The organism is Streptomyces sp. NPDC008163 (assembly GCF_042956885.1).
Taxonomy (GTDB): domain Bacteria; phylum Actinomycetota; class Actinomycetes; order Streptomycetales; family Streptomycetaceae; genus Streptomyces; species Streptomyces drozdowiczii_A.
This window is the reverse complement of the sequence record NZ_JBIBHG010000004.1, coordinates 171604-196200: the sequence shown is the minus strand read 5'-3', so window position 1 is coordinate 196200 and position 24597 is coordinate 171604. Positions and strand designations below refer to the sequence as shown.

General features: G+C 73.8%; 22 protein-coding genes and 1 pseudogene. 9 read left to right on the top strand and 14 right to left on the bottom strand.

The genetic code is table 11. The features are described 5' to 3' along the window. Positions 1-87: 87 nt before the first annotated feature. The 3 genes from ACFZAT_RS11365 to ACFZAT_RS11355 all read right to left on the bottom strand — a co-directional run bounded on the left by ACFZAT_RS11365 (position 88) and on the right by ACFZAT_RS11355 (position 3923). Entirely contained in the window at positions 88-684 is a 597-nt protein-coding gene (locus tag ACFZAT_RS11365; RefSeq protein WP_391263094.1) for a GNAT family N-acetyltransferase, read from the bottom strand. A 49-nt stretch (positions 685-733) separates the two neighbouring features. Then, entirely contained in the window at positions 734-2038 is a 1305-nt protein-coding gene (locus ACFZAT_RS11360; protein ID WP_391263093.1) for a GAF domain-containing protein, read from the bottom strand. Positions 2039-2285: 247 nt separating this feature from the next. Continuing rightward, positions 2286-3923 (bottom strand): acyl-CoA dehydrogenase family protein, encoded by a 1638-nt coding sequence (locus tag ACFZAT_RS11355; protein WP_391263091.1) that lies wholly within the window; start codon positions 3921-3923, stop codon positions 2286-2288. 74 nt (positions 3924-3997) lie between these two features. On the opposite strand from ACFZAT_RS11355, the gene ACFZAT_RS11350 reads away from it, so the two are divergent. Then, complete coding sequence (locus tag ACFZAT_RS11350; protein ID WP_391263567.1) at positions 3998-5122, top strand: YhjD/YihY/BrkB family envelope integrity protein; 1125 nt, start codon at positions 3998-4000, stop codon at positions 5120-5122. A 4-nt stretch (positions 5123-5126) separates the two neighbouring features. On the opposite strand, the gene ACFZAT_RS11345 is transcribed toward ACFZAT_RS11350, so the two are convergent. Next, entirely contained in the window at positions 5127-5471 is a 345-nt protein-coding gene (locus ACFZAT_RS11345; RefSeq protein WP_391263089.1) for a CU044_2847 family protein, read from the bottom strand. Between the two features lie 56 nt (positions 5472-5527). On the opposite strand from ACFZAT_RS11345, the gene ACFZAT_RS11340 reads away from it, so the two are divergent. Further along, complete coding sequence (locus ACFZAT_RS11340) at positions 5528-6223, top strand: DUF6597 domain-containing transcriptional factor (protein ID WP_391263087.1); 696 nt, start codon at positions 5528-5530, stop codon at positions 6221-6223. Here the strand turns inward: ACFZAT_RS11340 and ACFZAT_RS11335 are convergent. Both ACFZAT_RS11335 and ACFZAT_RS11330 read right to left on the bottom strand, forming a co-directional pair. After that, positions 6220-6615, bottom strand: coding sequence for a VOC family protein (locus tag ACFZAT_RS11335; RefSeq protein ID WP_391263085.1), 396 nt, complete (start codon positions 6613-6615; stop codon positions 6220-6222). The genes ACFZAT_RS11340 and ACFZAT_RS11335 overlap by 4 nt on opposite strands. Positions 6616-6662: 47 nt before the next feature. Continuing rightward, a complete protein-coding gene (locus tag ACFZAT_RS11330) occupies positions 6663-8216 on the bottom strand; it encodes a 3-hydroxyacyl-CoA dehydrogenase (protein WP_391263084.1) in 1554 nt (517 codons plus the stop codon). 146 nt (positions 8217-8362) lie between these two features. Here ACFZAT_RS11330 and ACFZAT_RS11325 point away from each other — a divergent pair, with 146 nt between their 5' ends. Further along, positions 8363-9301, top strand: coding sequence for a LysR substrate-binding domain-containing protein (locus ACFZAT_RS11325; protein WP_391263082.1), 939 nt, complete (start codon positions 8363-8365; stop codon positions 9299-9301). On the opposite strand, the gene ACFZAT_RS11320 is transcribed toward ACFZAT_RS11325, so the two are convergent. From ACFZAT_RS11320 to ACFZAT_RS11295, 6 genes and pseudogenes are all read right to left on the bottom strand, one after another. After that, positions 9261-10247, bottom strand: a complete 987-nt coding sequence (locus ACFZAT_RS11320; RefSeq protein ID WP_391263080.1) for a hypothetical protein — start codon at positions 10245-10247, stop codon at positions 9261-9263. The two genes, ACFZAT_RS11325 and ACFZAT_RS11320, sit on opposite strands and share 41 nt — an antisense overlap. Further along, positions 10240-10764 (bottom strand): GAF domain-containing protein, encoded by a 525-nt coding sequence (locus ACFZAT_RS11315; RefSeq protein WP_391263565.1) that lies wholly within the window; start codon positions 10762-10764, stop codon positions 10240-10242. Before ACFZAT_RS11315 ends, ACFZAT_RS11320 begins: the two co-directional genes overlap by 8 nt. A gap of 13 nt (positions 10765-10777) precedes the next feature. After that, positions 10778-11653 (bottom strand): S8 family serine peptidase, encoded by an 876-nt coding sequence (locus ACFZAT_RS11310; RefSeq protein ID WP_391263078.1) that lies wholly within the window; start codon positions 11651-11653, stop codon positions 10778-10780. Continuing rightward, the gene (locus ACFZAT_RS11305) at positions 11650-14763 is read right to left on the bottom strand and encodes an AAA family ATPase (protein ID WP_391263077.1); all 3114 of its coding nucleotides are present in this window, start codon (positions 14761-14763) and stop codon (positions 11650-11652) included. The genes ACFZAT_RS11310 and ACFZAT_RS11305 overlap by 4 nt, the downstream gene beginning before the upstream one ends. Further along, positions 14760-15134: an aroma-sacti cluster domain-containing protein gene (locus ACFZAT_RS11300; protein ID WP_391263564.1), complete on the bottom strand. Its 375-nt coding sequence runs from the start codon at positions 15132-15134 to the stop codon at positions 14760-14762. Before ACFZAT_RS11300 ends, ACFZAT_RS11305 begins: the two co-directional genes overlap by 4 nt. 6 nt (positions 15135-15140) lie before the next feature. Then, a pseudogene (locus ACFZAT_RS11295) lies at positions 15141-15284 on the bottom strand (helix-turn-helix transcriptional regulator); the annotation flags it as partial. A 221-nt stretch (positions 15285-15505) separates the two neighbouring features. On the opposite strand from ACFZAT_RS11295, the gene ACFZAT_RS11290 reads away from it, so the two are divergent. From ACFZAT_RS11290 to ACFZAT_RS11265, 6 genes are all read left to right on the top strand, one after another. After that, a complete protein-coding gene (locus ACFZAT_RS11290) occupies positions 15506-15703 on the top strand; it encodes an aroma-sacti cluster domain-containing protein (protein WP_164403485.1) in 198 nt (65 codons plus the stop codon). Between the two features lie 89 nt (positions 15704-15792). Next, positions 15793-17163, top strand: a complete 1371-nt coding sequence (locus tag ACFZAT_RS11285) for a radical SAM protein (protein ID WP_391263075.1) — start codon at positions 15793-15795, stop codon at positions 17161-17163. Continuing rightward, entirely contained in the window at positions 17160-17753 is a 594-nt protein-coding gene (locus ACFZAT_RS11280; protein ID WP_391263073.1) for a flavoprotein, read from the top strand. The genes ACFZAT_RS11285 and ACFZAT_RS11280 overlap by 4 nt, the downstream gene beginning before the upstream one ends. A 27-nt stretch (positions 17754-17780) precedes the next feature. Beyond that, on the top strand, positions 17781-19121 hold the full coding sequence (locus tag ACFZAT_RS11275) for an MFS transporter (protein ID WP_391263071.1): 1341 nt from the start codon (positions 17781-17783) through the stop codon (positions 19119-19121). Then, on the top strand, positions 19118-21319 hold the full coding sequence (locus tag ACFZAT_RS11270) for a radical SAM protein (protein ID WP_391263069.1): 2202 nt from the start codon (positions 19118-19120) through the stop codon (positions 21317-21319). Before ACFZAT_RS11275 ends, ACFZAT_RS11270 begins: the two co-directional genes overlap by 4 nt. Before the next feature lie 131 nt (positions 21320-21450). Then, on the top strand, positions 21451-22677 hold the full coding sequence (locus tag ACFZAT_RS11265) for an acetyl-CoA C-acetyltransferase (protein ID WP_391263067.1): 1227 nt from the start codon (positions 21451-21453) through the stop codon (positions 22675-22677). 8 nt (positions 22678-22685) lie between these two features. On the opposite strand, the gene ACFZAT_RS11260 is transcribed toward ACFZAT_RS11265, so the two are convergent. Next, positions 22686-23207, bottom strand: a complete 522-nt coding sequence (locus tag ACFZAT_RS11260; protein ID WP_391263065.1) for a cupin domain-containing protein — start codon at positions 23205-23207, stop codon at positions 22686-22688. A gap of 225 nt (positions 23208-23432) precedes the next feature. Then, a complete protein-coding gene (locus ACFZAT_RS11255) occupies positions 23433-24338 on the bottom strand; it encodes a chaplin family protein (RefSeq protein WP_391263063.1) in 906 nt (301 codons plus the stop codon). Between the last annotated feature and the right edge of the window lie 259 nt (positions 24339-24597).

Below are 24597 nucleotides of genomic sequence, written 5' to 3'. Positions count from 1 at the left end.
GTGGGGCGGGCGCCGGGGCGGAGCGTAAAACCGGACAAGCGAGGGGATTTGCTGCGGAAGCGGTGACGGCTGTGCGCGGGGCACCGCTCAGCGGCCGGAGCCCGGCCACGGGCCCGGGGTGTCCACCGGCTCCTCCAGCTCGGTCCGCGTGCCGAAGAGCCGGAAGCCGCGCCTCAGGTAGTTGTCCATCGCGTGCGGACCGTCCTTGGAGCAGGTGTGCAGCCACACCCGCTTCGTCGCCGGCCGCTCCGGCCACCGCTCCGCCAGGTCCCAGGCGCGGGCCGTGCCGTACGAGAGCAGATGACCGCCGATCCGCCGCCCCCGGAAGGCCGGGATCAGCCCGAAGTACATGATCTCGACGGCGCCGTCGGCCTGCGGGTCCAGCTCGATGTAGCCCGCCGGGGTGCCGTTCGCGTACGCCACCCAGGTCTCCGCGCCGGGCCGCTCCAGGGCCTCCTGCCACTGCGCGTACGTCATGCCGAGGCGGTCCGTCCACCGGACGTCCCCGCCCACCGCCGTGTACAGGAAGCGGCTGAACTCGGGCAGCGGCACCTCGGACCGCACGATCCGGACCTCCGCGTCCGGCACGGCGGACGGCCGCAGATCATCGGGCGAGGTCTGCTCCAGGGACCAGATCGTCACCTCTTCGGAGGCCGGCGGTGCGGGACGTACGGGGTCGCTCATGGCTGCCAGACAACCATGGACCGCACCCCGCGGCCCACCCGGCCCCTGGTCACGCAGGACCCGGGCCCTTTCGCTCACGCGCCTCGCGCGCCGCCGCCACCACCGGGGCCTGCGAGCGCGGCAGCAGATCGGCCGGGTGCTCCGGGTGGATCACCTCCACCTCCACGCCCTCGCCGAACCGGTACGGACGGTGCGCGAGGACCTCGGCCAGATGGCGCCGCAGCCGCGATATCTCCGCCCGCACCGTCACCGTCCTGGTCGCGTCACCGAACAGGTCCTGGGCCAGCTCGGAGGCCGTCCGGCCCTCCCGGTGCAGCGCCAGCGCGTACAGCAGCTCGGCGTGGCGCGGGGAGAGCCGCTGGGCCCAGGTGCCCACCGGGCCCACCACGTTCACCGCGAGCGCACGCGGCCGGCTCAGATCGAGGACCACCCGGCGCGGCGGGCTGTCCATCGCCCCGTCCGCGACCTGGACCAGCCAGCCGCCCGGCAGCGGCTCCACCCGGCACATCCCGAGCGACGGCAGCCACACCCGGCCCGGCCCCAGCGACTTCGGCAGCGGCAGCCGGTCCACCGGCGGCATCCCCGTCACCGCCGCCGTCCAGCCGTGGCCGTCCACCGCCACCGCCCGGCCGCCGATCCGGCTCAGGACCGGGGCGGCCACCGCCCGCAGCCGGTCCACCGCCTCCAGGTGCCGCACCCGGATCTCGCTCTCCGCCAGCCGCGCCACCGACCGCACCAGGGCCAGCGTCGTCGGGTGGAACGTGGACGCGGGCCCGCTGATGTCCACGATCCCCATCAGCCGGCCGTCCCGGGGATCGCGCACCGGGGCCGCCGCGCACGTCCAGCCGTGCAGCGTGCGCACGAAGTGCTCCGCCGAGTGCACCTGCACCGGGGTGCGGGAGGCCAGCGCCGTGCCGATCGCGTTGGTGCCGGTGATCTCCTCGGACCAGGCCGCGCCCTCCGCGAGGCAGATGTCGTCGGCCCGGCGCAGCACCCCCGTGTTGCCCTCGCGCCACAGCACCCGGCCCTCCACATCGGTGACGACCATGATCTGCTGCGAGGCGTCCGCGATGCTCGTCAGCCCGTCGCTGAGCAGCGGCATCACCTCGCCCAGCGCGGAACTGCGGCGCCGGTGCTCGATCTCGTCCGCCTCCAGCAGCCTGCTGTGCGTCGTCTGCTCGGGATCGATGCCGCTGCGCAGCACCCGGTCCCAGGAGGCGCCGATCTCCGCCCGGGGCACTGCGGGCATCCGGTCGCCCGCCATCCGCGCCTCACGGGACCGGTGCACCAGGCGTCTGGCCTGCGCGCTCTCCCGAGCTGCCGGCGTCAGCACCTCGGCCGGAGTCGTCTCCATGCCGGTTCCCCCCTCACCCCAGTGCCGGCCCGGTGCGCGGGCCGGGCCCCCATCCTGCCGCCGCCCGGGCCCCGATATCGCAACTCCACACAATGGTTGCAACCCTCTGCAACTCTGGCGAGGGTCCCCGGACCGTACAAGAGTGGCGGCACACCGCGCCGCGGGGCCCCGGCCCTCACGTGCGGTGTGTACAGCATGGGGGGTGGTGCCGTGTCGGCGCAGCACCACCCCCCGTCGCTGTGTCCGGTCAGGAATCCACCGGCCGGGCGCGGGCCACGACCGCCCCCAGATCCAGCGTGTGCGGCAGGGTCCCGAAGGCCGCGCCCCCGTCCCCGCCCAGGCGCGAAGCGCAGAAGGCGTCCGCCACCTCGGGCGGCGCCCAGCGCACCAGCAGCGAGCCCTGGAGCACCAGCGCGATGCGCTCCACGACCCGGCGCGCCCGCGCCTCGATCCCTTCCAGGTCGGCCAGCTCCGTCAGCATGTCCCTGATCGCCGCGTCCAGCCGGTGATCTGCGCCCCGGGCCCGCCCGACCTCCTGGAGGAACGCGTTCAGCGCGAGCGGTTCGCGCCGCAGCACCCGCAGCACGTCCAGCGCCTGGACGTTCCCGGACCCCTCCCAGATGGAGTTGAGCGGCGCCTCCCGCAGCAGCCGGGGCATCCCCGACTCCTCCACGTAGCCGTTCCCGCCCAGACACTCGAGGGCCTCGCCCACCAGCGGCGTGCACCGCTTGGTCACCCAGTACTTCGCCGCCGGCACCGCGATCCGCAGGAACGCCGCCTCGGCCTCGCCACCGTCGTCGTACGCGGCGGCGAGCCGCATCGCCAGCACGGTCGCCGCCTCCGACTCCACCGCCAGATCGGCCAGCACGTTGCGCATCAGCGGCTTGTCCACGAGCGGCCCGCCGAACGCGCTCCGGTGCGTCGTGTGGTGGACCGCCTGGGCCACCGCCTGCCGCATCAGCGCCGCCGAACCGGTCACGCAGTCCAGCCGGGTCGCCGCCACCATGCCCATGATCGTGCGGACGCCCTGCCCCTCCTCACCGATCCGCCGCGCCCACGTCCCGGCGAACTCGACCTCCGCCGATGCGTTGGACCGGTTGCCCAGCTTGTCCTTGAGCCGCTGGATCGCGAACGGGTTGCGGCTGCCGTCCGGCAGCACCCGGGGCAGCAGGAAGCAGGTGAGACCCTCCGGGGCCTGCGCGAGGACCAGGAAGCCGTCGGACATCGGCGCCGAGCAGAACCACTTGTGCCCGGTCAGCGCGTAGCCGCCGTCCCCGGACAGCGGCTCGGCGCGCGTGGTGTTCGCCCGTACGTCCGAGCCGCCCTGCTTCTCCGTCATGCCCATCCCGAGCAGCGCACCGGCCTTCCGCCCGGGCGGCCGCAGCCCCTCCTCGTACACCCGCGAGGTCAGCAGCGGCTCCCACTCGGCGGCCACCTCCGGCTCGGCGCGCAGGGCCGGCACCGCCGCGTGCGTCATGGAGAGCGGGCAGCCGTGGCCCGCCTCCGCCTGCGTCCACACCAGGAAGCCGGCCGCCCGGCGGACATGGCCGCCAGGACGGTCCCAGGCGCCGGTCAGCCCCGCGCCCACGGCATGCCCGAGCAACCGGTGCCAGGCCGGATGGAAGTCGACCTCGTCGACGCGGCGCCCGTAGCGGTCGTGGGTGCGCAGCCTCGGCGGGTTCGCGTTCGCCTCGGCTCCCCAGGACGCGGCCTGCGCGGAGCCGGCCGACCGGCCGAGCGCGGTGAGCCCGTCCCGGGCCTCGTCCAGGACCTCGGGCGGAAGATGGCGTTCCACGGCCTCGCCGAGCACCCGATCGGCGCCGAAGACGTCATAGCCGAGCAGGGGAGGGGCCTGGTTGGACACGGTGTGGGTGGTGGTCGCCATGCCGATACGGTAAGGACGTGCAGGCAGCAAACGAAACACCCGAGCGGCCACCGGGCCGGCTCCACCGGGCCCGAGTGCTCTACCGCAACGTCTCCAAGCGGCAGCTCGCCTGGCAGCTGCTCAAGGACACGGTCAACTCCTGCATGGAGTACCGCATCCTGGGACTCGCCGCCGAGGCCGCGTTCTTCACCCTGCTGTCCCTGCCCCCGCTGCTCCTCGGCCTGATCGGCCTGCTCGGTTACGTGGACGAGTGGACCAGCACCACCACGGTCGCGTCCATCGAGCGCAACATCCTCAGCGCCGCCCACACCATGCTCTCCGAGCGCGGCGTCAACGACTTCGCCAAGCCGCTCCTGGCCGACGTCACGACCGGCGCCCGGCCCGACGTCATCTCCCTCGGCTTCGCCATCGCCCTGTGGTCCGGCTCCCGCGCGGTCAACGTCTTCATCGACACGATCACCGTCATGTACGGGCTCGACGGCCAGCGCGGCATCGTCAGGACCCGGATGCTCGCCTTCCTGCTGTACGTCGTGGCGCTCCTGCTCGGCGCGGTCGTGCTTCCGCTGCTCGTCGTCGGCCCGGACCGGGTCGTGGAGCTCATACCGTGGGGCACCGAGGTCATAAGCGTCCTGTACTGGCCGCTCGTCATCGTGCTCTCGGTCGCCTTCCTGACGACCCTCTACCACGTGTCCGTGCCGGTCCGGTCGCCGTGGATCGAGGACATGCCGGGCGCCCTGGTGGCCCTGGCGATGTGGGTGTTCGGCAGCTTCCTGCTCCGAATCTATCTGACCAGTACGGTCGAGGGCCCCACGATCTACGGGTCGCTGGCCGCCCCCATCGCGGTACTGCTGTGGATCGGCGTCTCCGCCTTCGCGGTGCTGGTGGGCGCCGCCGTCAACGCGGCCATCGACCGGGTCTGGCCCTCGGTGGCGACGGCCGCCGCCCGCGCCGCGAACGACCGGGTGCGCGCCGCCCAGGCCGCCGAGTTCGTGGCCCGCACCCAGGCGGAGAGCTGGCACGGCGGCCCGCTCGACGACGAGGACGACGAGGACGAGGGCGACGAGGGCGACAGCCCGTACATGCCCTCCGAGTTCCCCGAGCGCTGGTCGCGGTTCCTGCCCCCGGACGACGTGAAGTCCCGGCTCCAGAAGCCCGGCCGCGAGAAGGACCCGGACCGGACCAACCCGTACGACGAGTGAGCGCTCAGTCGGCGGCCGGCGCGCTCTCCGACCCCGGGGACCAGGACAGCTTCACCGTCAGATGGCCCTCCAGCGCGCTCTTCGCGATCACCGCGCCCGCCTCCGAGGTGATCTTCACGCCGAACTCCAGCTCCACCCCGTCCGGCTTCAGCCGTCCGTCCCGGAACACGGCGAGGGCCGACTCGGCCGCCGACCGGATGCCTTCGAGCGCGCTGTCGAAGGTGCGCCCCGCGCGCGCCAGCGCGTGCTGCCCGTCCCGCGAGACCAGCTGCGCGCCCTGCGCGTGACGGTCGACCTCCACGGTCACCGTCGCCCCGTTGTCCGTGGTGAACTCCATCAGTGCCGCCATGACCGCCCCCGTAGCCGAGTACGTACGCTGCCGTGTCCGTCGACGACACTAGTGGCATGGGCGACAGCTATGTAGAGCGCGCGTCGCGTCTGGACGGCGCGACGGTGTGGACCCTCACCGTCGAGCCCGGCACGGACCACCCGGTGCTGCCCGACGGCTGCATGGACCTGCTGTGGAACGGGGACCGGCTCCTCGTCGCCGGACCGGACACCCGCACCGCGCCCTCCACCGGAACCGGCGGCAGCTGGGCCGGCATCCGCTTCGCCCCCGGCACCGCCCCCGCCCTGCTCGGCGTCCCCGCCGACGAACTGCGCGACCTCCGGGTCCCGCTCGCGGCGCTGTGGCCCGGGGACCGGGTCCGTCGCCTCACCGAGCGCCTCGCCGAAGCGCCCGGCCCGGCCGCCGCCCTGGAGGACATCGCCCTGGAGCGGGCGGCCCGCACCGAGCCCCCGGACCCGGTGATGCGCGCGGTCGCCGCGTGCCTTGAGGCCGGCGGCAGCGTCGCGGAGGCCGCCCGGAGCGCCGGTCTCGGCCCCCGCCAGCTGCACCGTCGCTCGCTGACCGCCTTCGGCTACGGACCCAAGACCCTGGGCCGGGTGCTGCGCCTCCAGCGGGCCCTGGCCCTCGTACGCTCGGGACTGCCGTACGCCGACGCGGCACTCGCGGCGGGCTGCGCCGACCAGGCCCACCTGGCGCGGGACATGCGCGACCTGGCCGGCACCACCCTGACCGCGTACTTCGGCACCCCCTAGGGGGCGAGGGGCGCGAACAGCGAGACCGCGCAGCCGTCCGGGTCGAGAACGACGGCGTACCGCTGCCCCCACACCGCGTCCCACGGCTTCAGATGGCCCCGGTGGCCGGCGCCGGTCAGGTCCTCGTACACCGCGTCGACCTCCGCCGGGCTGTCGCACAGGAAGGCGAGCCCCAGCCGGTCCCCGCCGGGCGGCGGGTTCCAGCCGGGGTCGAAGGAGCGGACGACGTCCTCGGTGTCCCACATCAGGCGCCCGCCGCCGGGCAGGGTCACCTCCACATGGGGTGCGGACTCCGCACCGGCCGGGATGTCGAGCCCCAGCCGGCGGTAGAAGGCGAGGGATGCGGGCAGGTCGGCGGCGGTGATGCCGATCGCGTCGAGTCGTGGAGTCATGGACCGACCGTAGGCCGGGCCCGCGCCCGCCGTCTTGTACGAATCGGTCACGGTGCCCCGAGCACATCCCCGGGCGACGTCCCCGGGTCCGTCAGCGCGAGCCCCAGCGCCGCGCGCTCCGTGACCCAGCGCGTCGGGCGGTGGCGCGGGTCGCCCGTCGACGTGTGCAGCGCCCGGTGCAGCTCCAGCATCCGGGCCGCGCCGATCCGGTCACCCCAGGCCAGCGGGCCCACCGGGTAGCCGAGCCCCGTCGTCACGGCCACGTCGATGTCGGCCGGGACGGCGAGCGCGCGCTCCGCGATGGACGCGGCGACCGACACGACGGAGGCCAGCAGCCGCTGCGCGACCGAGCCCGCGGTGTCCCGGACCACCGACACCGCGAACGGCTCCTCGCCGTCCGCGGCACGGGCCAGCACCGCGCGGGCGTCCCGCGCCGCCCCCGCGTCCGCCGCCGGGGTCACCGCGAGCACGCGCCGCCGCCCCGCCGCAGGCAGCGGGTCGACGCCGAAGGTGCGCCCGGCGGGCAGCCCGTGCGCGGCGACCGCCGAGGAGACCGGGGTGCCCCAGACCGGGACCAGGACGACAGCCGCGTCCGAGGGCCGGTCCCCGCTCTCCACGGCGGCGCCCGCCGCGGCCAGCGCCTCGCGGAGCGCGGCCGCTTCGGCCTCCCGCGCGGGGTCCGGGGCGAAGACGTGCACCGGGCGGTCCGCGTCCCCGGCGACCGGCGGCTCCGGCGCGGGTCCGGTGGCCTCGGGGCCGTACGCGTACCAGCCGCGGCCGGTCTTGCGGCCGTGCAGCCCGGCCGCCACCCGGTTCGGGGTGAGGAAGGAGGGGCGGAGCCGGTCCTCGTGACGGAAGCCCTCCCAGATGGAGTCGATGACGGCGGCCGTCACATCGAGCCCGGTGAGGTCCATCAGCTCGAACGGGCCCATCCGCAGGCCCAGCACCTCGCGCGCGATCCGGTCGATGTCGGCGGGCTCCCCGACACCCTCCTCAAGCAGCGCCAGCGCCTCCGTGACCAGGCCGCGCCCGGCGTGGTTGATCAGGAAGCCCGGGGTGTCCGCGACCGTCACCGCGCGGTGGCCGCAGCCCTCCACGAGCGAGGTGAGCAGCGGCGGGATCTCCGGCCGGGTCGCCGCGCCGGGCACCACCTCCACGATCCGCATCAGCGGCACCGGGTTGAAGAAGTGCAGCCCGGCCAGGCGCGTCGGATCCTTGAGCGCGGCGGCGATCCGGGTCACCGACAGCGAGGAGGTGTTGGTGGCGAACACGGCCGAGTCGGGCAGCGCCTGCTCCAGGCGCCCGAACACCTCGGTCTTGGTCGCCAGGTCCTCGCGTACCGCCTCGATCACCAGCTCCACTTCGGGGCCCGGCGCCCACGGGTCGTCCAGCGGGACCAGCCGCTCCGCCGCCGACTCGGCGTCCGCCGCCGCCATCCGCCCCTTGGCCACGGCCCGGTCCAGCATGGAGCGTACGAAGGCGACGGCGTCCGCCACCGCCTCGGCGCGGACGTCGCACAGCTCGACGGTGTGTCCGGCCGACGCCGCCCACTGGGCGATGCCGCGGCCCATGGCTCCGGCGCCGACGATCCTGATACGCATGCGGGTCACGGTCCTCTCACTGGGCGGGCCGGATGCCCGCGCTGCCGACGCTTTCAGTGGCTTTGATCGCCGTCCAATACCGAATTAGGCTCGGACCGAGACGCCTGACGAATCAATGATGCGGGTGCGCCCGGGGGAGGAGCGGTATGGAGCTGCGGTATCTGTCCGCGTTCCTCGCCGTGGCGGAGGAACTGCACTTCGGCCGCGCCGCCAAACGGCTCCGGATGGCACAGCCGCCGCTGAGCCAGCAGATCCGCCGTCTGGAGAAGGAACTCGGCGTCCAGCTCTTCGAACGCAACACCCGCTCGGTGCGGCTCACCAGCGCCGGGGAGTCCTTCCTCCAGCCGGTGCGAACCGTGCTGGACGATCTGGACACGGCGGTGCGGGCCGCGCGGGCGGCCGGACAGGGCGCCTACGGGAGGGTTCGCATCGGCTTCGCGGGCGCGTCCAGCCACGAGACGCTGCCGCTGCTCACCCGGGCCGTGCGGGCCGCCCACCCGGGCATCGAGCTGGTCATGACCGGCCAGACGTACGCCGACGTGGCGCTCGCCCGGGTCGCGGACGGCTCGCTCGACCTGGGCTTCGTCCGGCTGCCGGTGACCGCGCCGGGCGTGAGCTGCCGGGTGATCGACGAGGAGGAGCTGGTGTGCGCGCTGCCCCTCGACCATCCGCTCGCCGGCCGCCCGGAGATCCCGCTCGACGCGCTGGCCGGGGAGCCGTTCGTCGCCTTTCCCGCCAACACCGGCTCCACCGTGCGGGACGCGATGACCCAGGCGTGCGAGGCGGCCGGGTTCAGCCCGCGCGTGGTGCAGGAGGCGCCGGACTCGTACACCATCCTGGCGCTGGTCGCGGCGGGCGTCGGGGTGACCCTGACCGTCACCTCCGTCCAGCACATCCAGCTCAGCGGCCTGGTCTACCGCCCGCTGGCCGGGCCGCCGATCAGACGGCAGCCCGCGCTCGCCTGGCGGACGGACAATCCGTCGGCCGCCCTGCGCGCGGTGCTCGACGTCGCGGAGCGGGCGCTGCCCACGCCCGGCAGCCGGCTCACCGCCCCGGACCCGCCCCCAGAAAGGCGAGCAGGCTGACGGCCGCCGGGCGGGCGTCGCCCACGGCGGTCCGGTGCAGATCGCGCACGGCCCGTACGACGGCGCGGGTCACCACGTCGACACCGGCCTTGCGCTCGAACCAGAGCCAGTCGCCGTGCGCGTTCACCTCCAGGAACACCGGCTCGCCCCCGGCCCAGAGGAAGTCGAACGCCCCGTAGACCGCGCCGGTCCCCCCGGCCAGGGCGCGCGCCGCCGACGCCACCGCGTCCGGCGGCCGGACCTGCCGTACGCGCACCTCGTCGGGGCGGGTCCAGACGTCCTCGGGGCGCTCCTTCGCCACCTCGAAGGCGTGCAGCTCGTCCCCGGCGACGTAGACGCGGTACTCGGCTTCGTGCTCGACGTACTCCTGCAGCACCACCGGTGTGCCGCGCGGGAGCCCCGGCACACCGGCGAGCCGGTCGCGGCCGAGGACGCGGGGCAGGTACCAGTCGAAGCGGCCGGGCGACGGCTCCACGTAATGCCGGTCGAGGACCTTCAGTACGTACCGCGCGGCCGGGAGCAGACCGGCCGCGTCCGCCGGGTCGGTGGTGACCAGCCCGCGCGGGGTGCGCACGCCGAGCGCCCGCGCCCGGTCCCGCTGCACCAGCTGCCCCGGATCGTGGGCGCCGATGACGGCGGGCGATGCGGCGGCCAGCTGCCGGGCCAGGGCGGCCCACGCGTCCCGGTAGACCATCCGTCCGCCGGCCGCCCCGGCCGACGACGGCGCGGCCCGCAGCGAGAAGTGCCGCAGCCAGGTCACCGTCGGGGCGAACCGGTGCCCGTCCAGGGTCAGTACGCCGTCCGGCCCCAGGACGGCCCGGACATCCGCCAGGCCGTCCGCGTCGATCCGCTGCACGGGCACACCGATCCGCCGCAGCAGGGCCGCCGCCTCGGTGGCCTCCCCGTCGCCGCGTCGGGTGAGCAGGAGCACGCGGCGCTCAGCCACGGGTCGGGGCCAGCAGCGATTCCGCCATCTCCAGGAGCCGCAGCGCCTTGTCGGAACGGTCGCCGGGCTCGGCGGCGCGCAGCCGGGTGAGCAGTTCCAGGCCGATCGCCGCCTGGTCCGCCAGCAGGCCCAGCAGTTCGACGTCGGCCATCTCCCGTACGCCGCCCGCCCCCCGGTCCAGCACCTCCAGAACGCCGACGCACTCGTCGTCCCCGAACAGCGGGGCGGCCATGATGCTGTCGGGCACGTACCCGGTGGAGGCGGCGGCCTCGCCCGAGAAGTGCCGGGACTCGCGCAGGTCGTCGACGAGCATCGACTGCCCCGAGGCGGCGACCCAGCCCGCGATGCCGGTCCCCGCCGGGAAGCGCGTGCCGACGAGCTGTCCGTCCCCCTCCCCGGCCACCGCCTCGAAGACCAGGTCGCCGGTCTCCGGATCGATGAGGAAGATCGAGGAGGCCGCCGCGCCGAACGCATGGCGCGCGACTTCCACGATGGACTGCAGCAGGCGGCGCTCCACGGGCGTCGCGGCGTCAGCAGGTTTCGTCATGCGCACCTCCAAGTCGACCGGTGGTGTTCCCGGCACAGAGGAACAGCACCGTCTTCAGCTGGAACGGCGTGAGCCAGGGGTGCTTGCCGAGGATCAGCGCGCACAGGCCCGCGATGTGCGGCGCGGCGAAGCTGTTCCCGGTCGAGCGGATGGTGCCGCCACCGGGCCACGCCACGGGCACGCGCACCCCGCGCGCGTGGAACTCCACGGGCGGCGCGGGGTTGTAGTAGTACGTCATCGGGTCGTCCTCGTCGTGGCTCGCGACGGAGATCACCGAGGAGAACGACCAGGGATAGCTGGCCACCGGCCGGTTGTGCGCGGAGACGACCAGCGCGCACCGGCGGAAGTAGGCCCGGTCGGCGAGCTCGTGGAGCTGCGCGGTCAGGGCGGGCCGGGTCGTCGCCAGACTCAGGTTGATGACGTCGAAGTTCTGCTCGACGGCCCACGAGAGCCCGGCGATCAGGGCCGGGCCGCTGCCGGTCTTCCCGTCGGTCAGCACCTGTACGGACGAGAGCGAGACCCCCGGCGCGACGGACCGGATCACCCCGGCGCAGGCGGTGCCGTGGCCGGCCCGGTCGGTGGGCTCGCACGGCACCATCTCCACCTCGCCGTCCTCGCCCGGCACGGCCGTCAGGGCGAGATCGACCGGGCCGACCATCGGATGGCCGCCCTCGACCCCGCTGTCCACCACGCACACCCGGACCCCGGAACCGTCGGAGCCGCCCCACGCCCACTCGGGCGAGACCGAGTCCATGGGCACCGACGCGAACCGCTCCGCCGCCTGCTCCCGGGTCGCGCCCCAGGCCGGGACCCCCGGTGTGTAGGCCCTCGGAGGCCGTCTCCAGGGCGGATCGCTCATCGTCCCTCCTCCAGCCCGGCCAGCCACATCCGCACCGTCCGGGCGGGGAGCACGGCCTCCTTCGCCGTCAGCGCGGCCAGCGCACGCCCCGCCGCGCGCCGGGCCCGCTCCGGTTCACCCACCGCGTCCAGCACCAGGGCCGCCTCGGACCAGACGTCACCGATGAGGCACGGGTCGTCGGTGCCGTCCAGTGCGGCGACGGCGCGTTCGGCGTCCGCGGCAGCCTCCCCGTACGCCCCGGCCCGCGCCCGCACCCGCGCCCGGAGGGCCAGCCGGACGGCCCGGGTACGCGCCTCCGCCGGGGGCTCCCCGGCCGGCTCGGTGAGTTCGGGCGCGTCCAGGAGGGCGTCGGACCCGGCGCGGAACCGCTCACGGGCCGCGTACAGCCGCAGCGTGGCCGCGGTCCTGGTCTGCCCCAGCGCGGCGAGCCCGTCCGCCGACGCCGTGTAGTGGCCGGCCGCCGCCGGGTGCGCACCGGCCAGGGACTCCACGAGCCCCGCCGTCTGATCGGCCGCCAGGGCGCCGAGGGCCAGCCCCAGTTCCCCGCAGTGGACGCGGACCAGCGCGATGTCCTCGCGGGCCGCGTCCACCCGGTCCGACAGGGCCAGATGCCGGGCCCGGGTCAGCAGGACCGGTACCAGCAGGCTCCGGTCGCCGTCGAACCGGCGGACCAGGTCCTCGCAGAGCGCGATGGCCTGGGAGAGCGGGGTCGGCGACCACTGCGTCAGCTCGCAGATCGACGCCAGGATGCGGTTCCCCTCATAGGTGTCGCCGAGCCCGTGCGCCCGGGAGAGCGCGTCCCGCATGGCGGTCTCCGCCGCGCCGATCCGGCCCTCCGCGAAGCTCCGCAGCGAGGACAGCTGGTGCAGCCTGCACCAGCTCAGGTCGTCCGCCGCGTCCGGCCCGGCATCCCCGGCACCCGGCCCGTACGGGACACCGGCGGGCGGCGGTCCGCCCGAGCGCAGGGCGATCAGCTGCCGCAGGATGGCGCAGGTGTCCCGGGTCGGCACGTCGTCCGCGTTCCGGCGCTCCGCCTCGGCCACGGCTCGCCGGGCACTGTCCCAACGCCCCAGCGCGGCGTAGGTGTCGGTGATGCGGGCGGCCAGCACCCGGTGCTGCGGGTCGCCGTCCGGGGTGAGGCCGCGGCCGCGCTCCATCAGCGAGACGGCGGCGGGCAGGTCGCGGCGGTGCAGCGCCCGGTACCCGGTGGCCACCAGGGCGCGCGCCGCCCGGCCGGTCAGCGCGGGCAGCCCGGGATCGCCCGGGTCCGCCTCGGACAGCAGCCGGCACGCGGACTCCAGATGGTGGGCGAGGTCGCCCTCCGTGGCCGGGCCCGGCGCCCGCGCGTCGAGCCGGTCGGCGAGCGCGGTGTGCCAGATCGCGCGCCGGGCCTTGGAGGTCATCTCGTACAGGGTGTCCCGGGCCAGCGCGCGGGTGAACCGATAGGCGCCGGGCGGCCCGTACAGATGGATCACCCGGGAACGCAGGAGCCGGTTCAGCGCCTCGTCCAAGGCCTGGCCGGCCAGGGCGGGTTCGTCTTCGGCGAGCGCCCGCACGTCCCCGGCGGTGAACGAGCCGCCCACCCCCGCCGCCCGCTCCAGCACCGCCCGGTCGATGGCCGGCAGCCGGTCCAGCCAGGCGGTCAGCAGGACCCGGACCGAGGTGGGGACGCCACGGTCCACCGACCGGGGACCGGCCAGGTTCTCCAGCAGCAGTTCGGCGAAGAGCGGATTGCCGTCGCACTCCCGGACGACCCGGGACAGCTCGTCCTCGGTGGCGACCGCCTCCTGCGCCGCCACCTCCGCCCGGTCCACGAGCAGCCCCACCAGCCGCTCCGTGTGGGCGCGGGGCAGCGGGTCGAGGTGCAGCACCAGGTCGCCGCCGGACGGGGCCGGCGCCTCGCTCCGGGCCACGCGGACAACCAGCACCCGCGCGTCCCGTATCCCCTCGCACAGATCGCCGACCATGCCGGCGAGCGTCGGCTGCGCCCACTGGAAGTCCTCCAGGACCAGGATCACGGCGGTCCGCCGCCCCAGGGCCTCCAGCAGCCGCCGGAACGCCCAGCCGATTTCCTCGACGCTCACCGGGAGTCCGTTCCCGGTGCGGATGCCCAGGGCGACGGCGAGGGCGGTGACGGCCCGGTCCGCGCTCGGGCGCAGCGTCTCCAGCGCGCCGCGGGCCTGCTCCCAGCCGCCGGGCAGCGACCAGACCGCGTCGGCCAGCGGGCGGTGGGCGAGCCCGGCCCCGTACGCCTGGCAGCCGGCCCGCAGCACGACGGCCCCCTCCGCGCCGTGCCCCGCCAGGAACTCCCGTACCAGGCGGGACTTCCCGATGCCCGGGGGACCGGTGACCGTCACGGGACGGCTGCGGCGCTCGCGGCGGACAGCCTGGAACTCCCGCAGCAGCGCGGCCAGATCGGCGTCCCGCCCGACGAGGGGCACCAGATCCTCCTGGCCCGTTCCCTCGTCGACCGAGAGGGCCCGCCAGGCGGCGACCGGTTCACGCTTGCCCTTCACCCGAAGCGGGGCGACGGCCTCCATGCGGACCCGGCCCCCGACCAGCCCCGCCGTCTCCGCGCCGATCAGGATCTCGTGCGGCCCGGCGTGCGACTGGAGGCGGGCGGCGGTGTGCACGACGTCCCCGACCACCCTGGCCGCGCCGCCGAGCACCCCCGCCACCACGGCCTCGCCCGAGGCGATCCCGCAGTGGATGTCCAGCCGCACCCCGGGACCGGTCGCGATGGCCGCCACGGACTCGCGCACGGCGCAGGCCGCGCGGACCGCGTGCAGCGCGTCGTCCTCATGGGTGACGAAGGCGCCGAAGACGGCCATCACCGCGTCGCCGATGAACTTCTCGACCACACCGCCGTGTTCGGTCACCGCCGTGGTGCAGGCGCGGTAGTAGCGGTCCATCGTGCGCCGCAGCGCCTCCGGGTCCAGGGTCTCGGCCAGCACGGTCGAGCCGACCAGGTCGATGAAGAGCGCGGTGACGATTCTGCGGCTGTCCGACGACGGCGCCCCCGCGACCACCGGTGTGCCGCACTCGGGGCAGAACCTGGCCCCGTCCGGCACCGCGGCCCGGCAGCCACCGCACCGCGCGGCACCGTTCACAGGAGCTTGATGTCCTGTCCCTCCACCTCACCGGAGACCGCTTCCAGCCGCTCCTTCACGGAGTTGAGGACCTGGACCTCCTGCTCGCTGAGCCCCGAGAGGACCGAGCGCTGCTCGACCGCCAGCAGGTCCACCGGGTGTCCGGCCTCACGTAGTGCGTGCAGCGCGTCGAAGGTCATGGCTACCGGTACCTCGTTCCCGTAGTGCGGCCAGTCGAGCGTGACGCCGGCCGGTCCGATCGAGCACTCCGCGACCGCCGCCGCGAGGGCGCCCACCGCCTCGGGAGCCGCCTGCCGCTTCCGCTCGTCTGCGGGCAGCGGCGGCCAGATCCCCTGGACCAGAACGCCCTGGGCGTACAGCCGCGCAATCATTTCCGTACGGTTGGACGCGCCCGTTCTTCGGAGCATGTTGCATAAGTGCGCCGCCACCGTGTGCGGGCTGATGCAGAGAGCTTCGGCGATATCCCGGTTCGAGGAGCCGGCGGCCACGAGCGAAGCGATCAGAATTTCACGCCTGGTCAAACCCTTTACCCCTCATTTCGGTGAGCGAAGCATGGGCCGGCAGGGGGATTTCCTCACTCCCGGGGGTCAGAGTAGCTGCGGGTCATGTTCCGGACAAGAACGCCTTGAGCGGGATCTCCCGCCCACCGATTCATAGTCGATTGAGGGATGTGAAGCCGGGCGGCGCCGGAGCAGCCTTGCCGTTGCACCAGCCCGTGACCGTCTTCCTGAAGGAGTGACCCATGTCGCAAGCACCCCTCGACGCACTGCGCAGCGCCGGCACCCCGGTCGACCTGCTGTCGGACTCCGAGCGCGAGGTCTTCAACGGCCTCAGCCCGGACGAGGTCGCGGTCCTCGGCTCGATCCAGGCCCGGCTGAACGCCGTGTCGGCCGCGGTCGAGGGCCAGGTCAACGACAACCAGGTCAACGTTCTCTGCTGATCCCGGCATCGGCGGGTCCGGCGGCTCCGGCCGCCGGACCCGGACGACGCGCCCGACCGCCGTGCGTCCGGACACCCAGTGGGAGCGTGATGATGGACCAAGTCAGCAGATACCTGGTGCTGAGCGACCGCGCGTACGCCGACACCACCGGCGTCCCGGTGCGGCTCGCCTACGGCACCCGCACCGCGAGCACCGTGGCGGTCGACCTTCCCACCGCGCGGGCCCTGGAGGCCGGCGACGCCGCCGCGATCAGCCCTGCCTGGACCGGTGCCCTGCGCGCGGCCAGGCTGCTCGTACCCGCGGGCGAGGACGAGCTGGCCACCGTGCTCGACCGCAACCGGCGCGCCTCGGCGGACCGTTCGGCGGTGCACATCGCCCTGTTGCCGACCTCCTACTGCAACATGGGCTGCGCCTACTGCGGACAGGAGCACACCCGGGGCGGCCTGTCCCGCAACCACCGCAGCCGGGTGCACGACCGCGTGCTGCGCGCCGTGACCGCCCCGGAGACCCGCAGCGCCCGCATCGACTGGTTCGGGGCCGAGCCGATGATGGGGTACGCGGTCATCCGCGACCTCGCCCCGCGGTTCGTCGCCGCGGCCGCCGAACGCGGGGTCGCCTACTCCTCGGTGATCGTCACCAACGGTTCCCTCCTGAATCCCGCAAAAATCAACACCCTCATCCGTTCCTGCGGGGTCACACATTTCGAGATCACGATCGACGGGCCGCCGGATATCCACAATGAACACCGCCCGCTGAAAAGCGGACGCGGATCTTTCTGGAACATCGTGCGCGCCGTGCGCTCCGCACTCGACGAACCGGACCTGGGGCCCGCCCATTTCTCGTTCCGGACGAATGTCGATGTGCACAACCAGGACTCCGTGCCCCGCTATGTCGAGCTGATGGCGGAGCTGGGTTTCAGCCACCCGCGCGTATCCTTCTCGATCGCTCCCGTCCACTCGTGGGGAAACGACGTATCGGAGATCGAGGTCTCCAAGTACGAGTTCGCCGAACGCGAGACCGGGTGGCTCAAGCTGCTCACCGGTCACGGGCTGCACACGCAGCTGCTGCCGACCACCGCGCGGAAGGTCCTCTGCCCCGCCACGACCCGCTCCTCCGAGATCATCAGCAGCACCGGAAACATCTTCTCGTGCAGCGAGTACCCCCTCGTCCCCGAGGCCGAGCGCACTCTCCCGCTGATCCACATCGACCGGGCAGGCACCGAACCGCTCCGCCCGCTGGGCCCCTTCGACGGCTGGAACGACGAGATCGCCGCGGGCACCACCTGGTGCAAGAGCTGCGTCTTCATGCCCACCTGCGGCGGCTCCTGCCCCAAGGCGTGGCAGGAGGGCCACCCGCCCTGCCCCGGCTACAAGTACAACGTCCAGGACCGGCTGGATCTCATCGCCGCCCAGTGCGGCCTGCACGAGGTGGCCGGTGAGCCCGCCGGAGCCCGGGGATGACGGCGGAGACCGGCCCTGACACCCCGCGCCGGCTGCTCATCGGGGTCTGCGGCTCCGGCAACGTACTCGCCGTTCCGCAGTACCTCATGGCGCTGCGCACCGGCCTCGGACCCGGCGTCGAGATCCGGATGGCCATGACCCGCTCCGCCGCCGCGCTCATCCCGGCCGCGACCATGCGGCTGCTCTGCCGGGACGTGTACTGCGACGGCGAGGACGAGCTGACGACCGGTCACGTCGCCCCCGCCGTCTGGGCGGACCGGTTCGTCGTCCTGCCCGCCACCGCCAACATGCTCGGCCAGGCCGCCCACGGACTCGCCTCCGGACTCCTCAGCTCCGCACTGCTCGCCCATGAACGCCCGGTGGTGTTCTTCCCGAGCATGAACAGCCTGATGTGGGAGCGCCCGGCCGTCCGCCGCAACGTGGAACAGCTGCGCGCGGACGGCCACGCCGTCGTGGACCCGGTGCCCGCCGCCGGCTGGCAGATCGCCGCGGGCGACGTACGCAAGAACCTCGGGCTGCCGCCGCCCGCCACCGTCACGGCGGTGATCGGCGAGTTCCTGGACATGCCCGTCGGCCCGCTCGGCGGCTGACCACCCCACCCAGCAGAAGGAGGACACGTGGCAGCAGCCGGACACAGACTCCGTACGGCACTGACGGGCGGACCCATGTCCGTACGCGGCTTCCGGCTGCTGCTCGCCGGACAGCTCTCCTCCACCGTCGGCGACTACTGCTACGCCGTCGCGCTGCCCTGGCTGATCCTCTCGGGCGACGGCGGCCCGGTCCTGCTCGGCACGGTCCTGGCCTGCTACGGCATCCCCCGCGTCGTCACCATTCCGCTGGGCGGGGTGGTGGCCGACCGGATCGGCGGCCGGCGCGTCATGCTCATGGCCGACGTGGTGCGGGCCGCGGCCGTCGGCATCCTCGCGGTGCTCGCCTCGGCCGGGACGCCGACACTGGGTCAGCTCGCCCCCATCGCCGTCGTCCTGGGCGCCTGCTCCGGCATGTTCATCCCCGCCTCGTACACCCTCCTGCCCGCCCTGCTGCGCAAGGAGGACCTGGGCCGGGGCAACGCCCTGTCGACCATGGTCAACCAGGTCGGCGGACTCCTCGGACCCACCGCGGGCGGCGCCCTGGTCGCCGCCTTCGACGCGGGCCCGGCACTCACGGTGGACGCCGCGTCGTTCCTCGTGTCGGCGCTGGTCCTCGCCCGCATCCGCACCGGGGCGGACGCCCCGGAACACGAGGGGCCCGACACCACCGACGAGGCCCCCGCCCGCAAGGTGTCCTTCACCGAACTGCTGCGCCACGGAAGGCTGCTGCACGTCGTGCTGGTGGTGGCCCTCGTCTGCAACCTGGCCTTCAACGGCACGATCGAAGTGGCCCTGCCGGAACTCGCCCACCAGGGCATGGGCGCCACCGGCTACGGCATCCTGCTGACCTGTCTGAGCCTGGGCGGTCTGGCCGGCTCCCTGGTCGCCGCCCGCAGCCGTCCGGTGCGGTCACCCGCCTATCTGTTCGCCGCGCTCGCGGTCGTCATGGGCCTCGCCCTGGGCACAGTCCCGTACGCCGGGGGCCTGGCCGGTGCCGCGGTGTGCGTCTGTGTGTACGCCCTGGCCAGTGGCTGGCAGAACATCGTCGTGGTCACGATGCTCCAGGTCTGGGCGCCGTCCGCGCTCATCGGCCGGGTCATGAGCCTGGTCATGCTGGCCGTCATGGGCACCTTCCCGGTCTCCGTCGCGGTGGCCGGCTTCGGGGTCCGCCACCTCGGCGCGGCCCCCTTCTTCCCGGTGGCGGGCGGGGCCATCGCCCTCACCGTGCTCGGCGCGCTCACCCAGCGGGTGTTCCGTGAGCACCGCGCCGACACCGAGTACGCCCCGCCGGTCCCCGTAACCGCCGGGGCACCGGCCGCCCGCGCCACGCATCCAGGGCAGGACAACAGTCAGGAGTCACAGCGATGAGCGTGTTCGTCCCGTTGGGCATGCCCCGGTTCGAGGGCGGACCGGACCACGGCGCCCGGCCGGGCCGGGGGACCGGCGACACCGCGTATCTGCTGGTCAACCCGCCCGTGACCGACCCGACGACCGCCTACCACTCGATCCCGTACCTCGTGGGCGCCGCCCGGGCGGCCGGCCACACCGAGTACGCCTGCGTGGACGCCAATCTCGACGCCTTCACCTATCTCGCCGACCCCGCGCGCTTCGGCGCCACGCTCACGGCCGCCCGCGCCCTGCGCGCCGAGATCGAGGCCAGGTCCGGCGCACCCCGCCGCCACGACGAGATCCGCTACCGGCAAGCGCTGGCCGCCGAGGGCCTGACCGCCACATCGGCGCGCGACGCGATCCGCGTGTTCCAGGACCCCGAGCACTTCTACCACCCGCCGACGTACGCCCAGGCGGTCGCGGTGACGAGCCGCTGGTGGGAGCTGATCGCGCTGGAGATGCCGCCCGGCGCGGCGGACGGCTTCTCGATGCGGGTGAAGTCCGCCGTCAACCTGTGCAGCACGGCGGACCTGTCCGACCCGGCGGTCCCGGCGGCCGTGGCGCGCCCCTTCGAGGGCTACTTCGCCGACGCGTTCGTCCCGAAGCTGCGCGAACGCCCCTGGGCGGTGGTGGGACTCTCCGTCAACTACACCAGCCAACTGCCGGTCGCCCTGCGGATGGCCCGCCTGATCCGGAGCGTGCTGCCCGACACGGTGATCGTGTTCGGCGGCACCGAGGTCGGCGACGTGATCAAGTACGCCACCGATCCGGCGACGGCGTGGCGGGTCTTCCAGGACGCCGACCTCATCGTCCCGGGCGAGGGCGAGAACGCCCTCATCGGCATCCTCGACGCGATCGGGAACGGCGCGGTCCGGGGCGACGACGCCTTCGAGGGCATCGGCGGCGTGATGACCAGGAGCCGGCCGGACCCCGTCATCGCCTACAGCAGCGTGGCGACGCTGGACCCGCCCGCGTACGACGTGTGGGACTGGGACCGCTACTGGGCGCCGGAACCGGTGATCCTCTACAGCCCCACCCGGGGCTGCTACTGGAACAAGTGCACCTTCTGCGACTACGGGCTCAACACCGACCGGCCGACCTCGCCGTCCCGCGAACGCCCCGTCGCCGCCGTCCTGGAGGACCTGCGGGAGGTGAGCCGCCACGGCCGGACCCTCTACTTCGCGGTGGACGCCATGTCCCCGCGCTATCTGCGCACCCTCGCCGCCGCCCTCGCCGAATCCTCCCTGGACCTGCGGTGGTCCGCCGAACTGCGGCTGGAGCGGACGTTTCCCAAGCGCGCCGTCGGTGAACTCCTCGCGGCCTCCGGCTGCGTCGCGGTCTCCTTCGGCTACGAGTCGGGCAGTCAGCGGGTCCTCGACCTCATCGACAAGGGGGTGCGGATCGACGCCGTCCCGGACGTCCTGGCCGAACTGGCGCGCAACGGCATCGCCGCGCAGATGATGGGCTTCACCGGCTTCCCCACCGAGACCCGGGACGAGGCGCTGGAGACGTACGACTTCCTCCGGCACCACGAGAAGCTCTGGACGACGGCCGGCATCGGCCTGTTCGCGCTGACCCCCGGCTCCATCGTCGCCAAGGACCCCGGCCGGTTCGGCATCGACCTGCTGCCGACCTCCGCCTCCGACGACATCCGGCGCTACGTGCCCTGGCGCGACCGCCGGTCCGGCGAGGTGCACTGGCCGGAGGCCGAGGACCGCCGCATCCCGCGCGACCGCAGCGCCGGCTTCCGCAGGACCAGCTTCGACCGCCCCTTCGTCGGCGGCATCGACTCCGCGCACACCCTGCTGTACCACTCCCGCTTCGGCCGGGGCCTGCTGCCGGAGACCCCCGAGGGCCCCGGCCGAGACGAGGAACCCCGCGTCCGCCTCGTCGAGGAACCGGTCGTGACCGTCCCGTTCGCCTCCATCGAGGGACTGACCGGTGTCGACGACCTGATGGCGCAGGTCAGCCGCCGCAGCCGGGCGGACCTGGACACCACATCCGGCGGTTACGCGGAATGGCTCGACGGGACCGGCACGGCACGGCCCGGTTCCTGCGGGGTCCTCGTCCTCGCCCACGGCGAGCTGGTCGAGGTGCCCGCGGGCGTGGACTTCGGCGCGGACAACGCGGTGACCCGCGCCCTGCGCCTGATGCTCGCGACCCAGGCCCGCGCCTGAGACCCCCGGAGGCGGCCGATTGAGACGCCAGGCGTCTCGGTTCCGGGGAAACCGGGTATTGGACCGGTCACGCCGCCGGGTGCGAGGGTCGTGCCGGACCCTCGTACTCCGTCTCCCGGAAAGGCCCCGCCGTGCCCGACGCCCTCGATGTCGTGATCTGCGAACCCCTGCGCACCCCCATCGGCCGGTTCGGCGGGGTGTTCGCCGGGGAGCGGCCGGCCGCCCTCGCGGCCCGGGTGATCGCCGAGGTCGTCGCCCGGACCGGCATCGACCCCGACCGGGTGGACGAGGTGATCCTCGGCCACTCCTACCCCTCGGCGGAGGCCCCCGCGATCGGCCGGGTCGCCGCCCTGGACGCCGGGCTCCCGCAGTCGGTGACCGGCCTCCAGACCGACCGCCGCTGCGGCTCCGGGCTCCAGGCGGTCCTGGACGCGGCCATGCAGATCCGGGCCGGGTTCAGCGAGGTCGTCGTCGCGGGCGGCGTCGACGTGATGAGCGGCGCCCCGTACTACACGCACGAGGGGCGCTGGGGCATCAAGGGCCCCGGCCTCCAGCTCCACGACGCGCTCGCCCGGGGCCGGGTCACCGCGGGGGGAGTCGGCCACCCCGTGCCCGGCGGCATGATCGAGACCGCCGAGAACCTGCGCCGGGCTTACGGGATCAGCCGCGAGGACCAGGACGCGCTGGCCCTGCGCTCACAGCGGCGGGCGGGACTGGCCGCCGCCGAGGGCCGGTACGAGAAGGAGACGGTGCCGGTCACGGTGAGGACCAGGAAGGGCGAGACGGTGATCTCCGCCGACGAGCACCCCCGCCCCGACACCACCGCCGAACAACTCGCCGCGCTCCGCCCGGTCATGCAGAAGTCCGACCCGGAGGCCACCGTCACCGCGGGCAACGCCAGCGGCCAGAACGACGCGGCCGCCGCCTGCCTGGTGACCGGCGCCGCCACCGCCGAACGCCTCGGCCTCACCCCGCTCGTCCGGCTCGTCTCCTTCGCCCGGGCCGGGGTGCCCGCGGCGACCATGGGCCTCGGCCCCGTCCCCGCGACGGCGGCCGCGCTCGGCCGCGCCGGACTCACGCTCGCCGACCTCGACCTGATCGAGCTGAACGAGGCGTTCGCGGCCCAGGTGCTGGCCTGCACCCGCGAGATGGGCCTCGGCGAGAAGGACCACGAGGAGCGGATCAATGTGAACGGCTCCGGTGTTTCACTGGGCCACCCGGTCGGAGCGACCGGCGCCCGCATCCTGGCCACGCTCACCCGCGAACTGCACCGCCGCGAGGCCCGCTACGGCCTGGAGACGATGTGCATCGGCGGCGGCCAGGGCCTCGCGGCGGTCTTCGAGCGCATCGCGCCCTGACACAGCGGCTACGGGGTGTCCGGCCCGAAGTCCTCGGTGAAGTAGCTGTCGTGGCGGACGCGGAACCGCTTCAGCTCCTCGGCGCTCCGCTGCGACATCTCCGCGACCTGCTCGAAGTACTCCTCGCGCGGGGCGCCCGGCGAGAACAGCATGAGCATGGACATCGGCTCGTCGGTGACGTTCTTGAAGGCGTGCAGCCCGCCGACCGGTACGTACAGGAAGTCGCCCGTCCGGCCGGTGACCCACTTCTCGCCGTTGTAGAGCTCGATCTCGCCCGAGAGGACGTAGAACGACTCCGACATCGCCTTGTGGAAGTGGGTCTTCGCCCCGGCGGACCGGGCCGCCAGATCGACCTTGTACAGCCCGAACTCACCGCCGGTCGAGTCGTTGGTGGCGAGGTAGTGGGTGGCGCCGCCGCCCGGCGAGGAGATGTCCGGCGGGGTGTCCGCAGGCCGGAAGACGGCGTTCACCTCGCCCGTGGCGCCGAGGTAGCGGGGCTCCGGGTACTCCAGATGCTCCGGGTACGACATGGTGCACTCCTTCGATCGGTGTGCACCCACCCTCGCCCCCCGCCCCGGCCGGACTCCATCGGGCGCGCGGACGATTCCGGCCCCACCGGGGACCAGGCCCAAGGGCCCGTCCCAGGCCGACCATCGTCCTACTGCTCCGCCGCACGGGGTACCGGAAACAAGAGGTCCGGCCGGACAGCTCAGGGCTGTCGGGCCGGACCTCTTCGTGCTCGGGGAAGCGTCAGCTCACTTCTTCGCGGCGCGGGCGCGGCGCATCAGCAGGCCGCCGCCGAGCACCAGCGCGGCGCTGGCGCCACCGGCGATGCCCAGGTTCTCGTTGGCACCGGTGTGCGCCATCTGCGGCGGCTTGTGGTGCTTCGGAGGCGTGTGGTGCCAACCGGTGTGGGTCGGCGGGTTGTGCGTGGGCGGCTCCTCCGTGGGAGGGGTCGGCGGGTTGTGGTGGTGACTGGGCGGGCAGTCGTCGTTGTGGTGGTGCACCGGGGGCTTCGGGGGCTTCGGCGGGTGGTGCGGCTTCGGCGGGTTGTGGTGGTGGCTCGGCGGGCAGTCGTCGTCGTGGTGGTGCACCGGGGGCTTCGGGGGCTTCGGCGGGTTGTGCTCGTGGCCGCAGTTGCAGTCGTGGTCGTGGTGACCCTTCGGCGGCTTGTGGTGCGGGGGCTTGTGGTGGTGCGGCGGCTTGTGCGGCGGGTGCTCGGTCGGCGGCTCCGTGGTGGGCGGGTTGCCCTCGTCGCCACCGCCGTTCTCGCACTTGTTGCCGGCGGCCGGGTTGAGCAGACCGACCACGTTGACGCTGTTGCCGCAGACGTTGACCGGGATGTCGACCGGGGCCTGGACCACGTTGCCGGAGAGCACGCCGGGGGAGCCGGCGGCCACGCCCTGGGCGCTCGCGCCCTGCGAGCCGCCGCCGGAGCCGCCGCCCTTGTTCTCGCACTCGTTGCCGAAGGCGGGGTTCAGTGCGCCGATCACGTTGACCGTGTTGCCGCACACGTTGACCGGCACGTGCACCGGGACCTGCACGACGTTGCCCGAAGCGACGCCGGGGGAGCCGACGGCCGCACCGTCGGCCGTGGCATCGGCGAAGGCATAGCCGCCGGAGGCGGTCAGGATGCCTGACGCCGCCGCCATGACGAGCATGCTTTTACTCAAGGCTTTTCGCATTGGTGCCCTTCCTTGGGACATTTCTCGCGGGCGCACGGCCCACAGTTCGTTCATCAGGCGGTGCAGCAGCCGTCGGACCCGCCCATCCAGGGGCGGCCCTCCTGGCGGAGCGGCTTGACGACACCCATAACGACGCCCGCGTGCATGGGAAACGTGAATGCGGTGAATTTTCTGTGCGCACGCGGTGAGGCTGCGAGTGAACGTTTCGTCTCTCGATTTCCGACAGTATTACTCG

Excerpts from the sequence above, each read along its gene's own strand:
- ACFZAT_RS11365 (WP_391263094.1), bottom strand. The coding sequence starts at position 684 with ATGAGCGACCCCGTACGTCCCGCACCGCCGGCCTCCGAAGAGGTGACG.
- ACFZAT_RS11360 (WP_391263093.1), bottom strand. The coding sequence starts at position 2,038 with ATGGAGACGACTCCGGCCGAGGTGCTGACGCCGGCAGCTCGGGAGAGC.
- ACFZAT_RS11355 (WP_391263091.1), bottom strand. The coding sequence starts at position 3,923 with ATGGCGACCACCACCCACACCGTGTCCAACCAGGCCCCTCCCCTGCTC.
- ACFZAT_RS11345 (WP_391263089.1), bottom strand. The coding sequence starts at position 5,471 with ATGGCGGCACTGATGGAGTTCACCACGGACAACGGGGCGACGGTGACC.
- ACFZAT_RS11340 (WP_391263087.1), top strand. The coding sequence starts at position 5,528 with ATGGGCGACAGCTATGTAGAGCGCGCGTCGCGTCTGGACGGCGCGACG.
- ACFZAT_RS11335 (WP_391263085.1), bottom strand. The coding sequence starts at position 6,615 with ATGACTCCACGACTCGACGCGATCGGCATCACCGCCGCCGACCTGCCC.
- ACFZAT_RS11330 (WP_391263084.1), bottom strand. The coding sequence starts at position 8,216 with ATGCGTATCAGGATCGTCGGCGCCGGAGCCATGGGCCGCGGCATCGCC.
- ACFZAT_RS11325 (WP_391263082.1), top strand. The coding sequence starts at position 8,363 with ATGGAGCTGCGGTATCTGTCCGCGTTCCTCGCCGTGGCGGAGGAACTG.
- ACFZAT_RS11310 (WP_391263078.1), bottom strand. The coding sequence starts at position 11,653 with ATGAGCGATCCGCCCTGGAGACGGCCTCCGAGGGCCTACACACCGGGG.
- ACFZAT_RS11300 (WP_391263564.1), bottom strand. The coding sequence starts at position 15,134 with ATGATTGCGCGGCTGTACGCCCAGGGCGTTCTGGTCCAGGGGATCTGG.
- ACFZAT_RS11290 (WP_164403485.1), top strand. The coding sequence starts at position 15,506 with ATGTCGCAAGCACCCCTCGACGCACTGCGCAGCGCCGGCACCCCGGTC.
- ACFZAT_RS11285 (WP_391263075.1), top strand. The coding sequence starts at position 15,793 with ATGATGGACCAAGTCAGCAGATACCTGGTGCTGAGCGACCGCGCGTAC.
- ACFZAT_RS11280 (WP_391263073.1), top strand. The coding sequence starts at position 17,160 with ATGACGGCGGAGACCGGCCCTGACACCCCGCGCCGGCTGCTCATCGGG.
- ACFZAT_RS11270 (WP_391263069.1), top strand. The coding sequence starts at position 19,118 with ATGAGCGTGTTCGTCCCGTTGGGCATGCCCCGGTTCGAGGGCGGACCG.
- ACFZAT_RS11260 (WP_391263065.1), bottom strand. The coding sequence starts at position 23,207 with ATGTCGTACCCGGAGCATCTGGAGTACCCGGAGCCCCGCTACCTCGGC.
- ACFZAT_RS11255 (WP_391263063.1), bottom strand. The coding sequence starts at position 24,338 with ATGCTCGTCATGGCGGCGGCGTCAGGCATCCTGACCGCCTCCGGCGGC.